General features: G+C 44.2%; 11 protein-coding genes and 1 CRISPR repeat array (1 of these 12 cut by a window edge). All 11 genes read left to right on the top strand.

Translation table 11 applies throughout. The features are described from left to right. A CRISPR array of direct repeats spans positions 1-492; the repeat unit is 32 nt; unit sequence TTTTCGTCCCCCGCAGGGGTGTGAGTTGGTTC (it extends 275 nt beyond the left edge of the window). Between the two features lie 248 nt (positions 493-740). The 11 genes from cas10 (at position 741) to ACLM7Z_RS01840 (ending at position 12,918) form a co-directional block, all read left to right on the top strand. Next, the gene (cas10, locus tag ACLM7Z_RS01890; RefSeq protein ID WP_435645530.1) at positions 741-3,083 is read left to right on the top strand and encodes a type III-A CRISPR-associated protein Cas10/Csm1; all 2,343 of its coding nucleotides are present in this window, start codon (positions 741-743) and stop codon (positions 3,081-3,083) included. Next, positions 3,080-3,583 (top strand): type III-A CRISPR-associated protein Csm2, encoded by a 504-nt coding sequence (gene csm2 / locus ACLM7Z_RS01885; RefSeq protein ID WP_435645529.1) that lies wholly within the window; start codon positions 3,080-3,082, stop codon positions 3,581-3,583. The genes cas10 and csm2 overlap by 4 nt, the downstream gene beginning before the upstream one ends. A 15-nt stretch (positions 3,584-3,598) precedes the next feature. Then, positions 3,599-4,267 (top strand): type III-A CRISPR-associated RAMP protein Csm3, encoded by a 669-nt coding sequence (csm3, locus tag ACLM7Z_RS01880; protein ID WP_435645528.1) that lies wholly within the window; start codon positions 3,599-3,601, stop codon positions 4,265-4,267. Next, a complete protein-coding gene (gene csm4, locus ACLM7Z_RS01875) occupies positions 4,248-5,237 on the top strand; it encodes a type III-A CRISPR-associated RAMP protein Csm4 (RefSeq protein WP_087022098.1) in 990 nt (329 codons plus the stop codon). The genes csm3 and csm4 overlap by 20 nt, the downstream gene beginning before the upstream one ends. Beyond that, entirely contained in the window at positions 5,234-6,313 is a 1,080-nt protein-coding gene (csm5, locus tag ACLM7Z_RS01870) for a type III-A CRISPR-associated RAMP protein Csm5 (protein WP_087022094.1), read from the top strand. Before csm4 ends, csm5 begins: the two co-directional genes overlap by 4 nt. Further along, positions 6,310-7,056, top strand: a complete 747-nt coding sequence (gene cas6, locus ACLM7Z_RS01865) for a CRISPR system precrRNA processing endoribonuclease RAMP protein Cas6 (protein WP_165761178.1) — start codon at positions 6,310-6,312, stop codon at positions 7,054-7,056. Before csm5 ends, cas6 begins: the two co-directional genes overlap by 4 nt. A gap of 1,613 nt (positions 7,057-8,669) precedes the next feature. Then, positions 8,670-9,863: a hypothetical protein gene (locus tag ACLM7Z_RS01860; RefSeq protein ID WP_087022086.1), complete on the top strand. Its 1,194-nt coding sequence runs from the start codon at positions 8,670-8,672 to the stop codon at positions 9,861-9,863. A gap of 45 nt (positions 9,864-9,908) precedes the next feature. After that, positions 9,909-10,292, top strand: a complete 384-nt coding sequence (locus tag ACLM7Z_RS01855) for a hypothetical protein (RefSeq protein ID WP_087022079.1) — start codon at positions 9,909-9,911, stop codon at positions 10,290-10,292. 111 nt (positions 10,293-10,403) lie between these two features. Further along, on the top strand, positions 10,404-10,796 hold the full coding sequence (locus ACLM7Z_RS01850) for a hypothetical protein (protein WP_087022076.1): 393 nt from the start codon (positions 10,404-10,406) through the stop codon (positions 10,794-10,796). Then, positions 10,796-11,557, top strand: a complete 762-nt coding sequence (locus tag ACLM7Z_RS01845; protein ID WP_435645527.1) for a hypothetical protein — start codon at positions 10,796-10,798, stop codon at positions 11,555-11,557. Before ACLM7Z_RS01850 ends, ACLM7Z_RS01845 begins: the two co-directional genes overlap by 1 nt. 140 nt (positions 11,558-11,697) lie before the next feature. Next, the gene (locus ACLM7Z_RS01840) at positions 11,698-12,918 is read left to right on the top strand and encodes an IS256 family transposase (RefSeq protein WP_435645755.1); all 1,221 of its coding nucleotides are present in this window, start codon (positions 11,698-11,700) and stop codon (positions 12,916-12,918) included. Positions 12,919-12,986: the final 68 nt, after the last annotated feature.

Raw genomic sequence — 12,986 nt, 5'->3', positions numbered from 1 at the left:
CGCAGGGGTGTGAGTTGGTTCGGATCATCAATCCATTTAATTACCCTGCCACACCAGTTTTCGTCCCCCGCAGGGGTGTGAGTTGGTTCCAGCAGGCCCCGGCTTCCCACCCGGATCCGAGCTGTTTTCGTCCCCCGCAGGGGTGTGAGTTGGTTCCTGCCTGTCAGATTTATTCGGCGGTACATGGGTCGTTTTCGTCCCCCGCAGGGGTGTGAGTTGGTTCACCGCATCATTGCCAAGCTGCGCCGCCAGATGGCCGTTTTCGTCCCCCGCAGGGGTGTGAGTTGGTTCTGGAAAAGAAATTCATCTTGTGTCCTGCTCGGCACGTTTTCGTCCCCCGCAGGGGTGTGAGTTGGTTCAGGAACAATGTGTTGCCAAAAGTACGTAATACTTTTTCGTCCCCCGCAGGGGTGTGAGTTGGTTCGCGTTCAGGAGGTGAGAACAATGAACAGACCAGAAGTTTTCGTCCCCCGCAGGGGTGTGAGTTGGTTCAGCAGAAATCGCCAAAAAAGAATGAAACTCTCCGGCAGTTTCTTGCCTTTTATTATAATCAGTTTGAAAGTCAAACACAAGTTTTTCTGTCAATCCTCCTGAAAACGCGTTAAAAATCAGTGCGAACCGCGCTGATGGCAGAAAAATTTCAGGAAATTTTTACTATATTCGCACATTTTGTTGAAAAACTGCATAAATCCTGCTATAATATACCCGTTGATTTTTGTGCAAAAGAGAGGTGATTGCCTGTGCATTTCAATCATCAAACAGTAAAGATTACCTTCAGCAGTCTGTTGCATGATATCGGTAAAGTGGCATATCGCGCCGGAGAAACCGGGTCACACAGTGAAAGCGGCTATCGCCTGCTGAAAGATATCGTAACCGATTCGGATATTTTGGACGGTGTCCGATATCATCATTCCAGAGATTTGAAGCAGGCTTCTGTACCGCTGGATTCACTGGCATATATTGTCTATCTTGCAGACAATATTGCAGCAGCGACAGACCGCAGAAAAAAAGAAGAGAACAACGATTCTCAGCAATTCCGCAGGGATTTACCTCTGACCGCTGTGTTCAGCCATATGAATGGAAATTCACGGAACTATGAACTTCCTTTGACGCGGCTGGATGAAACCTGCACCATGCCGAAGCCGTTCGGTACCTTCCACCTCACGAGCGTGGAATATCAGGCTTTTCTGCGTGAACTGCTTCATGGTCTGGAAGGTATTGTGATCGAGGCTCCGTGGATGAATTCCGCGCTCTCCCTTTTGGAAGCATATACAAGCTCCATGCCCTCCAGTACCAATACAGAGGAAAGTGCGGATATTTCTCTGTTTGACCATGTAAAAATAACCGCCGCAGTTGGCGCCTGCATCAGCGAATATCTGCTGGAGCAGAACGAAACTGATTACAAAAAGCGATTATTTACACATCAGGATGTATTTTGGCAGGAACAAGCATTTTTGCTCTATTCCGCTGATTTCTCCGGCATTCAGAGCTTTATCTATACCATTGCTTCATCCAAAGCATTAAAGGCTCTGCGAAGCCGTTCCTTTTTCCTGGAACTGCTGATGGAGCATTATATTGATGAGGTTCTGGAGGGCTGTGGTCTGTCCCGTGCCAATTTGCTGTACAGCGGCGGCGGACACTGTTATCTGCTCCTGCCCAACACGTCAAAAACCATTGACGCATTGCACAACACAAAACAGGTGCTGAATACTTGGCTCCGGCAAAATTTTGGAACCCGATTGTATCTGGCAGATGGTTTTACAGCATGTACTGCAAATGAGCTGACCAACCAGCCTGCCGAACAGGCGCCTTATAAAGAGATTTTCGCACGGGTTTCCCATGCGATTTCCATGAATAAAATGCACCGCTATTCAGCAGATGATCTGCGTGAACTTAACGACGGGAAAATTCCCACAGATGGAAGGGAATGCAAAATCTGTGGCATAACCTCACATTTAACCGGCAGTGGCGATGCCTGCAAGTGCAGATGGTGCACCCGGTTCGAGGCTCTGTCTACCCGGATTCAAGATGCAAACCGGGATATTTATGTAATATCCCGCGGTTTCTCTGAACAGGCTGACCTTATTCTTCCTTCGATTGACGGGGCGGTATCCGTTACATTAACAGACGAAGTCTGCGCAAGAAAGCTGCTTGCGGAATCTGCGAATATTGTCCGGGTTTATACAAAAAACAAGCTGTATACCGGCTTAACCTACAGCACAAAGTTGTACATCGGTGATTATCATGACAGCAATCTCATGGACGAACTTGCAGAAAAAGCAACTGGTATTTCCCGGAATGCTGTCTGCCGTATGGATGTGGATAATCTGGGTATGGCACTGGTCGCAGGCTTTGAACAGGAGCATCCGTCACCGGAGAAACGATATCAATACGTGACGCTGTCGCGCACGGCAGCTTTTTCCAGACAGATGTCATTGTTCTTTAAATATCATATCAATTCGATTCTGCATGGACTTGCGGTTACGATTGTTTATTCCGGCGGTGACGATGTCTTTTTGGTCGGTGCTTGGAATGATATTCTGGAAGCAGCACAGATAATACAAAGCAAATTTGCGGAATTTACCTGCGGCACGTTGACACTGTCAGCTGGTATTTTGATCCACGATGTCAAATATCCCATTCGCCGCGCAGCGGCGAAGTCGCAGGAGTTGGAGGCTTTTTCCAAACAGCAGCCGGGCAAAAATGCAGTGACTGTTTTTGATGCTTCTCCGGATTTCTGCTATACCTGGACGGATTTTTCCGAAAAGGTAATGGGAGAAAAGTTTGAGCTGCTCCGAGCCTTCTTTGATGCACAGAAAAAACAGGAAAATGGTAGAGGAAAGGCATTCCTATACCGCCTGCTTGACCTGCTGCGAAACAGCAACGAGCAGATCAATCTGGCCCGTTTCGCCTATCTGCTCGCTCGTATGGAACCGACAAAAGATAAAAATGCACAACGGCTCTATAAAAATTTTTCAGAAAACATGTACCGTTGGTATATGCAGCCAGAGGATCGAAAGCAACTGATTACTGCAATTTATATTTATGTTTACCTGACAAGAACGGGGGAGAAAAACGAATGACATACAACAGTTACGGAAACCGTTCCTCCCGCCCGCAGAAAAATGATCGCAGCGGGCCGCGGTATGACAGGAAGGAAAAGTCGTCCGCTGTTCCGGAAATCAAACCGCTGGATGTCCCGGAAGACTATGTAGATGCTGCGGAACAAGTTATGAAGCATCTCGGGCAGCCAGATCGCCAAAATCCATCCCGGCTGCGTTTTTCCATCACGACAAGCAAAATTAGAAATATTTTGACGCTTGTGAGTGATATTTATAACGTTGAGAGTCGCCGGACTGCAGAAACTATGCTTCCAGAGAGCAATGCAAAGCTGCAAATGCTTCGTATTCGCATTTTATATGAGGCAGGACGTGATGAGCGCGATGTGAAACCGTTTGTTGAAAAAAGCAAACTGCTCGAATATATCAAGGGCATTCAGATGAATCGTGAAAAATTCATCCAATTTGCTCATTATATGGAAGCACTGGTTGCCTATCACCGGTATTACGGCGGTCGAGATTAAAGGAGGAACTTTTGCATGTATGGTAAATTGATTCTGGAATGCGAGCTGCTGGTTCGCACGGGTATGCACATCGGCGGAAGTTCTGTATTCTCTGCAATCGGTACAGTGGATAGCCCGGTTATCAGTGATCCCTATTCCGGCAAGCCAATCGTTCCAGGCAGCTCGTTAAAAGGCAAGCTTCGTACGCTTCTGTCGCGCAGCATTCATCAGGATATTGAACATATGCCGGATTTTGATGAGGATGCAGAAGAAATCTGCAAATTATTCGGTTCCAGCAAGCCTGTCCGCACTGCACGGCTTCAGTTTGCAGATGCCTTTGTCTGTAACGAAGAGGAGTTGTCTTCCATTGGGCTGACGGAGATTAAATTTGAAAATACAATCAACCGCAAAAATTGCGTCGCAAATCCCCGGCAGATTGAGCGTGTTGTTCCGGGCGTAAAATTTGCTGTCCGCATCGTTTATGATGTACAGGGCTCACAGGAGGATGCTGAAAAGGATATGCGTCTGCTGGCAAAGGGCATGAAGTTGTTGCAAATGGATTATCTCGGCGGACATGGCACACGCGGCAGCGGCCGTGTCAGCTTTCAAAATTTCCATCTGAAAAATTTTGAAGCAGTCCTGGACACCTCTGCATTGGAGGATATCTTTAAGGAAGTTGAAACGTATGAATTACTGCCTGTTTAATTTATCCTTTACCTCTCCGGTGCATTTCGGCGACAGCGAACTGGCGCACAGTCTGGATACCAGCGGAATGACCTGTCATGCAGACACTTTATTTTCTGCACTGTGTCATGCGGCCTATTCTATCGGTGGGACACAGAAAGTAGAATGGCTGATCAATGCAGCCAAACAGGATCGGCTTCGCCTTTCCGATTGCATGCCCTTTGACCGGAAGCATTTTTATCTGCCCCGTCCGTATTGGCTTCCGAAAAAGAAGCTTGAGCTACAGTCCGGTGACAGAAAAGCATTGAAAAAAGCGGAATGGATTCCTGCTTCTGAAATGGAATGCTGTCTGGCTGCCCTGCGCGGAGAACGGGCATATGACTGGCTGAATGCGAAAAACAAGAGCAGCTTTGGTAAAGATATTACTACAGAACGCGCGGCTGTGATTGAAAGTGAAGATGCCAACCCCTATGCTGTTGGAGCGTATTGCTTTGCGGAAAACACCGGTCTCTATTTCATCCTGCAGTATCAGTCAAGCGAGGAAAAAGATACAATCGAAACTCTGGCAGAAGCTCTCGGTTACAGTGGGATCGGAGGAAAAAGCAGTTCAGGTTACGGCAAGTTTACGTTGGATGATCCTATTTTGTTAAACGATCCGGAAGATCCATACGATGACGACACCGTTTGGCTGTACACGGCACTCCACAACGAAGCCGCAAATCACTGTCTTCTTGTATCCACAGCACTGCCTGCTGCCGGAGAATTGGATCATGCCCTGGAAAACAGCAATTTTCAGCTTTTGCGCAGAGGTGGTTTTTCACATCCGATTTCTTCCAATAGCTCGCTACGTAAAAAGAAAACGCAATATCTTTTCTCCCCTGGTTCCGTCTTTACGTATCGCTTTTCCGGCGACATCTTTGAAGTCGGACAAACGGAATTACATAAAATCTACCGTTATGGAAGACCGATTTTTCTGGGGGTGACGCTATGAAAACGCTCGCACATTTGCAGGAATATACGCTGACACTCACTGCACTTTCACCAGTTTTTGTCGGCTCCGGTGACAGCTACCAAAAGACCGAATATCTGTTTGATCCCTCCCGGAAGCTGGTGTCCTTTGTCGATAAAAACCGGTTTTTCCGTTTTTTGTTAGAAAACGATCTGACCGATCGGTATGAAGCTTTTATTTTAGGTCCGGGAAATAAAAATCTCAGTGCATTTCTGAAGCATACATGTAGATTATCTGAAGAGCAGATTGGCAGCTTTACCGGAAAATCCGTATCTGCCGCGGATGCAATCGATGAATCGCATTCTTTGAAAGAAATCCAAGCATTTGCCAAATTACCCGACGGAAGGGCATATATACCTGGGAGTTCTGTCAAAGGATGTCTACGCACAGTTCTGCTGACGGACATGCTCCTGCGAGATACAATGCTCGACCGCACGGACTCTTCCGACAGCAAATGGGCAGAGCACCTTGAAGAACAGTATCTGCATACACTGCATTGTACCTCAAAGCAGAGCAACGCCGTCAATAGCATCATGCGAGGACTTGCTATCTCTGATAGCGCGCCAATTGATGAAGAAGATATGATTCTCTGTGGAAAGATTGATCTGCTGATCAACAACGAGGAGAATGTGATCAATGTGGTCAGACAGTGTGTTGCTCCGGGAACAAAGATTTCTTTCCAAATCACTCTGGATCAGTCAGTCCTAAAAAATGAGATTACGTTGGAATCCATCCAAACTGCGATTGATTGCTTCGATTCTTTTTATCGAAAAACCTACAACGCAAAGTTCCCGCAACCAAGCGCCTATGATACAGCCGACTCGTTTCTGATTCTCGGTGGCGGCAGCGGATTTTTTAGCAAAAATCTGATATATCCCTTTTACAAGGACACTCCCCAAAAAGCTGTCAAAGAAGTCTCCCATATTCTGTCTCGAAGCTTTAAAAAGCATGGGCACGAGAACGATCACAACATCGGTATCTCCCCGCACACACAGAAGCTCACGGAATATATGGGAGAAGAATATGCATTGGGTTTATGCAGGGTGGAATTGTCATGATACAGAAATTCAAACTCACAGTCAAACAACAAAACGGAAATCCGGTTCCCTCCTTCTGGTCATACCGGATGTATTCCGCCATACTGGAGCAGTTTCCACCTGTATTTGTCGATCTTCTGCATGAGCAAGGATATACTGGTATCAGCCAGTACATCTCTTTTGAGCGTGAAACAGGTCAGAGTATCTGGACGATTTCCCTGCTGCAGGACACAGCTATTGAATCGGCAGCGCCGGTATTAATGGATTTGGATTCACTTGACCTGCACGGTGGGACTATATCCATCGTAAAAAAGGAAATCTATCCGTCTTTTTCTGCGAAAGAGTTGCTTGAATTCTCGGCGAATAGTCCAGATGCAAACCTGATCAAACTGATCTTTCCGAATACTACATCATTTAAATCAAATGGACGGTATGCTATCTTCCCCAGCGAGGAACTGATCCTTCACAGCCTGATGGACAAATGGAATGCTGTTTTTCCGGAATGTGCTATGCAAGATATGGATGCGTTTCGACTGCTCTTACAGGGAATTCACATCCGTGAATATAAGCTTCGAAGTAGCCGATATCGTTTAAAACAGACAGCAATTCCTGGATTCAATGGAGAACTGATACTTGGAGCAAGACTTGCAGCGCCAATGATGGAACTATGGAAACTCCTATGTGCGTTTGCTCAATATTCTGGCATCGGTATCAAAACAGCATTAGGCATGGGTGGAACACAGATTGATTATGTCACGATCTAATACAGATAAGAAATCTTTTTCAGTCAAAACCACCGGTTGAACCGGTGATTTAAACAGGACCTACAAGGCCCCGTTCTTGTGATCCTCCTCCAAAGTCAATCAGATTATTATTTCTGCGGCCTCCCACTCGGGGGGCTGTTTTTTTGCAGCTTTTTGCTTGCTCTTTTGCCTCGCGGTCTACAAACCCCTTCATACTCAATTGATCATTCATTATCTCTTCCTGCAGTTAATTGCGAATTGGATGTATGTTAAAAGTGGACAAGTGAAGTATAATAGTGGACAAATCAAAAGGAGTGATAGCATGTCTGCCAAGAAGCAAAACAAATATACCCTAGAATTGAAACAAACGATCTTAAAAATTTTTATCATTCAAAGTCATTGATTATCGCGTTTCGCAAAAAATGGATCGCTTTCTGGCAATTGCTACCCTCCGTGATGCTGTTGCTGCCAGAAATCCTTTTTGAAACAAAGTCTTTTTGCTTACATCAATGGCTTCTACAATTCTCTCAGACCCGATTCTCATAATCGCAGATTGTCTTCCATTCAGAGAGAAAATCTATTTTTCTCCTGATTTTTACCTGTCCGCTTCATTGGCTATGATTCAACGAGATTCTCAGTTGTCGGAGCGGATAAAAACTAAATTTTAGGAATGTATCTTTTTGGCAAATTCGAAGGATGAAACGATTTGCGGTGAGCGAAAAAAATATTATTTGTGCAAATTGCACAAACTAATTTGCGATTATTTATACAAATTAACCATAGAACATGAGAATAGTGATGCTATAAATACATGGCAATATCAAACAATAATGTGCAAAAATATACGGAAAGTATTGTACAATATTCACAAACAAAGGGGCGCTTCACAACTTACTGATGGCCGTAAGGGCGCAGATGAGTTGTGGACAAAGATTTTTTGCAACACACAATGGAGAATTAACAGAAAGTGGAACATAAAATTTTGCCTTTGTTTCTGAAAGAATGCAAATATGTTCTAATAATCAGCAAAATATGGGGTAAATCGGCGGATTTTATTCGCAAAAAGTTGAATCATGGAAAAGAAAGTGCTTTTTTAAAAAATATCTTTTAATTTTTTTGCAAAACGAAAACAGAAAATCACACGCTTTGTGTAATTTTTCAAGGGAGGCTCTTCTCGTGTATATGAATACATAATATGTATGGTGTGAAAAAATGGCTTCAAAAAATGGCGTAAATAAATGGCTTGAAAAAATGGCTTCGGAAAAAGCAGATGAGACTGTACAGGCCAGATTTGCTGATGATAGTGAGGTTACGCTTTCCAACGGGGTCATAATTTCCGTGACCCATTTGTCTTTGTTGTTTTCATTTTTTTAATACCCACGAGAGGAGGTGCCAGAGTGAAGAGATATTACATTGTGCGCGAGCGAAAATATAAGAAATTTACCAGCTACGTCATTTATGAACGTGAATACCGGACGGAAATCTGGAAACGGATTCGCAAGGTTCGTTATCACGAGTACTATGTTGGCAGTTACAGAGACTACCAGTTAGATAATTTACAGGATAACGACATAAAAGAGGCTATTACAAATTACAAAGAGCGACATTCAAAATAAAAGGAGAGATATAGAAAATTGTCAGAAGTTTGCGTTGTTGACTCAATCATGGGAACGGGGAAAACTCGCTGGGCTATCCAATATATGAATGAGCATCCGGAAGAGAATGTTCTGTTCGTCACGCCATTTCTGGACGAATGCGAACGCATAAAAGCAGAGGTAAACCATACGGTGTATATCCCAACGGTTAAATCACAGGATCACATGAAGCTGGATGATGTAGCGGAGTTGCTAGCGGCAGGTAAAGATATCGCATCCACCCATGCGCTTTTCCGCCGCTACGATGATAGATGCAGGACAGCCATACGACAAAATGAGTATGTGCTGTTTCTCGATGAGACGCTCTCGGCGGTGGAAGAGTACAAACTGAGTCGTAAAGACGATATTCGCAGCCTAAAAGAACATCAAGATATCGTCGTTGAACCGGATGGAATGTTGAAATGGACAGGCGACGAACTGGATACATCATATAATGAAATCCGCACAGTTGCCAAAAATCACTGCTTGTTTGAGGTTAATTCGACCTTTTATGTTTGGCAGTTCCCGCCAGATATTTTCCAGCTATTTAAGCGCGTGTACGTGCTGACCTATCTGTTTGAAGGAAGCATTCTCAAGACGTATTTTGATATGCACGGAATTGAATACAGCACTGTGAGTGTTGCCAGTACAGGGCAAGGCTATACTCTGATTGATTATTACAAGCCAGATAAATCGGCGTTTCGGGAGAAGATACACGTATCAGGAGAAATATTCGGAGCAGCGAATAGACTACAGAAGAACTCGGCTCTTTCTGTCACATGGTATAAAAATGCCTCAAAGCAGACGCTTAAAGACTTGCAGGATAGCATTTACAATTTTTTGCACAACAAATGCCATGCAAAAGCTGATGAGATTCTGTGGACAACTTTTAAGGATTATAAGTCAAAACTCAAAGGGAAGGGATATACCTCATCTTTTTTGGCTTGTAACACTCGCGCAACGAATGCTTACGATAATAGAAAGTATCTTGTTTATGCTGCAAACATTTATTCCCATCCCGGTATCGAGAATTACTTTTTTCAGCACGGGCATGAAATAGATGAAAACAAGTACGCTTTGAGCGAGATGATACAGTGGATTTGGAGAAGCGCTATCAGAAATGGGGAAGATATCTACATCTATATCCCGTCCAGACGGATGAGAGATTTGCTTTTAGAATGGCTGAATGATTGACTGTAACACCACCGAGGTGTTAAACTTGCAAATTTTCTTCACGTTTTGTGGCGTTTTTACGGATTTTCGTTAAAAGGAAAAGAAGGGTTTAATGAACAGATTGAAATAGAAGTAACCGCGCACGACTCGTGCGCGGCTGAAAAGATATTACTCATTAAAAAGGGGGTGCTTATCATCGCAGACATCAAGATACCAGAAGGACTGTTTTACGCACTGGAAGCATATTTTCTGCAAGGACGTTTTGACAAACAGTCTGAATGTGAAAATGGCGTGTATTTGAAGAAACAGCAGATGGACGCGCGTTACTATTACGAGCAATTCAGAAATGCAGAGTCCGATAAGGAGGCTAACGCATATTGGAAATTTTACACAGACGCGAAATTAGAGGTTGCACGGATGAAGGAACTGTTGAATTATCCCTCTGGATGAGATTTCAGATACAGAAGCGGAGGTACTACAGTTTTATCCATTTTTTAAAATTTGTTTTTGAATTATAATCACAGGTTCGCAGGTTGTGTTATAATAAAACGAGGTGATATTATGTATCAGTATTATAATCCGCATCCCAAGGGAAGCAAAACCGCCAAAGATTGTGTCAAACGAGCTGTGTGTAAAGTAACCGGTATGGATTACATGTCAGTGCAGCGCATGTTGAACCGCATCAAAAATGAGATTGGTGCAGAGCATTTTAGCTGTAAAAGCGTAGGAGAAGAGCTTGGAAGACGAAGTGGTTGGGGACGCATTATCTTTGACAAGTGGGGTGACTACAGTATGATGGATGGAAAAACGTTTTGTAAAGAGCATCCACATGGCAAGTACATATTGAAGATGCCGCGTCACTGGGTAGCATGTGTTGATGGAGTTTTATACGACACATGGGATTGTTCTGATGAAGGCGTTTGTGATGCATGGGTTATCGAGGAGGCACAGTGATGTTAGATTTAGCAGTTGCACTGGCGATTGGTGTGTTTTCAAAGGCCGCTTTTACCGATCCGAAACGGAAGCAGGCCGGAGAACATTTGGATATGATGAAAAGGCAGGAAAAAGAAAAAGATGAGTGGGAAGAGCTGCAATACTTTAGAAAGATCCGGCGCAGTGTAGAGAAAATTGCAGAATTAAATGACAACCCTATTTCTCTTATCTATAGTGTAATCCGAGGTAATCATTATAATAGTAAATATGTATCCGGGATGGGAACGCAACCAACATATCGCTCAGATAAAATTTTAAAGCAGATCGGCATGACAGAAGAAGAGTTTTATGTGTGGATCGTAAACCTGTGGGCGAATGACGAGAATATAAAATATATACACAGAAAGAAATGTGATAATACCGCTTATATTTCGATTCATTATGACAAAGTTGTAGCAGGAAGAAAAATGAATGGAGGAAGTATTTATATTCCTCTAGCCAATACAGCATACTGGGAGTGTAGGGACTCTCTTGACATTGATCGTTCACGAGAGTGGGATGAAAAATCGTATGGATACAAACTGGAAGATAAATTTATTCAGCTCGATCCAGATGCGCTGCTGCGTAAGTATCCAAAGGATTTAATGGACATCGTAACAGGCAACACAGAGTGGCGCAAGTACGAAGATAAGTGTGGGTTCTTATTGACTGCTCCTCCGCGTCCAAAAGTAGCTCCGCATTACGATTGGGAAGATGAAGAAGAATGGCAAGATTGTGATTGAGAGGTTGCAAATACTTTCATCATATTGAAGCGGTGGAGACCTCAGAAAAATTTGTGTAAAAGACAAAAGAAGACAGTATAATCGTTCAACGATTGGTCGAGAATGAAGCAAGCCAAACGAAGTATAAGGAGAAGACGATTATGCAGCCAGTACCACAGGAATTATTGAAGGAATATGTTCAAAGCCAGCATTTTACCAGCACAGCCGATATCATGGAGGCGATGAAAGAAATGTTCCGGGATGTGATCCAGCAGGTTATGGAAGTTGAACTGGATGAGGAACTTGGGCGAGAGCGCTGCCAGCGGCGAGATCCGGACAGCGAGCAGCCTGAAAACTACCGCAATGGATATTCCAAGAAGAAGGTCAAAACTCAGTTGGGAGAAGTCGATATTAAGGTTCCCCGTGACCGCAATGGCCAATATGCGCCGAAAATCATCAGTAAATACAGCCGCAATGTTGATGGTATGGAAGACAAAATCCTGTCTTTGTACGCCTGCGGCATGAGCCAGAGAGACATTGCCGAGCAGGTCAAAGAGTTGTACGACGTGGAGATTTCTCCCGAGTTGGTGACTAAAATTACGGAGAAAATCATGCCGGAAGTGACAGCATGGCAGAATCGTCCGCTCGAACCTGTTTATCCGTTCATTTTCATGGATGCCATCCATTACAAAGTCAAGGAAGATCATCGATATGTGACTAAGGCTGCTTATGTGGTTCTGGGCATTACCATGGATGGTCGAAAAGACATCCTTGGTGTCTGGATTGGAGAGCATGAAACGAGCAAATTCTGGGTAAATGTGTTGAATGACCTCAAAAGTCGTGGAATTTTGGATGTTTATCTCTTCTGTACAGACGGTCTCTGCGGTATGCCGCAGGCGATTCAGGCAGTTTATCCGAAATCCCGTTTACAGCGCTGTATTGTGCATCAAATTCGCAGTTCTACCAAGTATGTCAGCTATAAAGATATCAAGCAGCTGGTGGCCGATCTGAAGAAAATCTATACCGCTGTGACTGAAGAAGAAGCTATGCTGCAGTTAGACAGCTTCGCAGAAAAATGGCGCAGTCAGTATCCTTCCTGTGTAAAAAGCTGGGAAGAAAACTGGGATGTTTTGAGCACATTCTTTGAATACCCCATCGAGATTCGGAAAATCATATACACGACGAATATTATCGAAGGACTCAATCGGCAATTTCGGCAAATCACAAAGAATAAGCCATCGTTTACCAACGATGACTCACTCCGACGGATGCTGTATCTGGCAGCTCAGCGTATCACAAAGCACTGGCATGCTCGCTGCCAGAACTGGGATTTGATTCTCAATCAGCTTGAAATCATTTTCGCTGACCGCAGTGCCAGCTGATTTCCCTAGCTGTATTGTTTCCGGACGATTCAGTCAGCATTCACACCTTTGGTGCGCATGCCGGCTGC

The organism is Butyricicoccus porcorum, assembly GCF_051246315.1.
Lineage (GTDB): Bacteria > Bacillota > Clostridia > Oscillospirales > Butyricicoccaceae > Butyricicoccus_A > Butyricicoccus_A porcorum.
The sequence above is the reverse complement of the archived record's forward strand: the minus strand, read 5'-3'. Positions and strand labels throughout refer to the sequence as shown.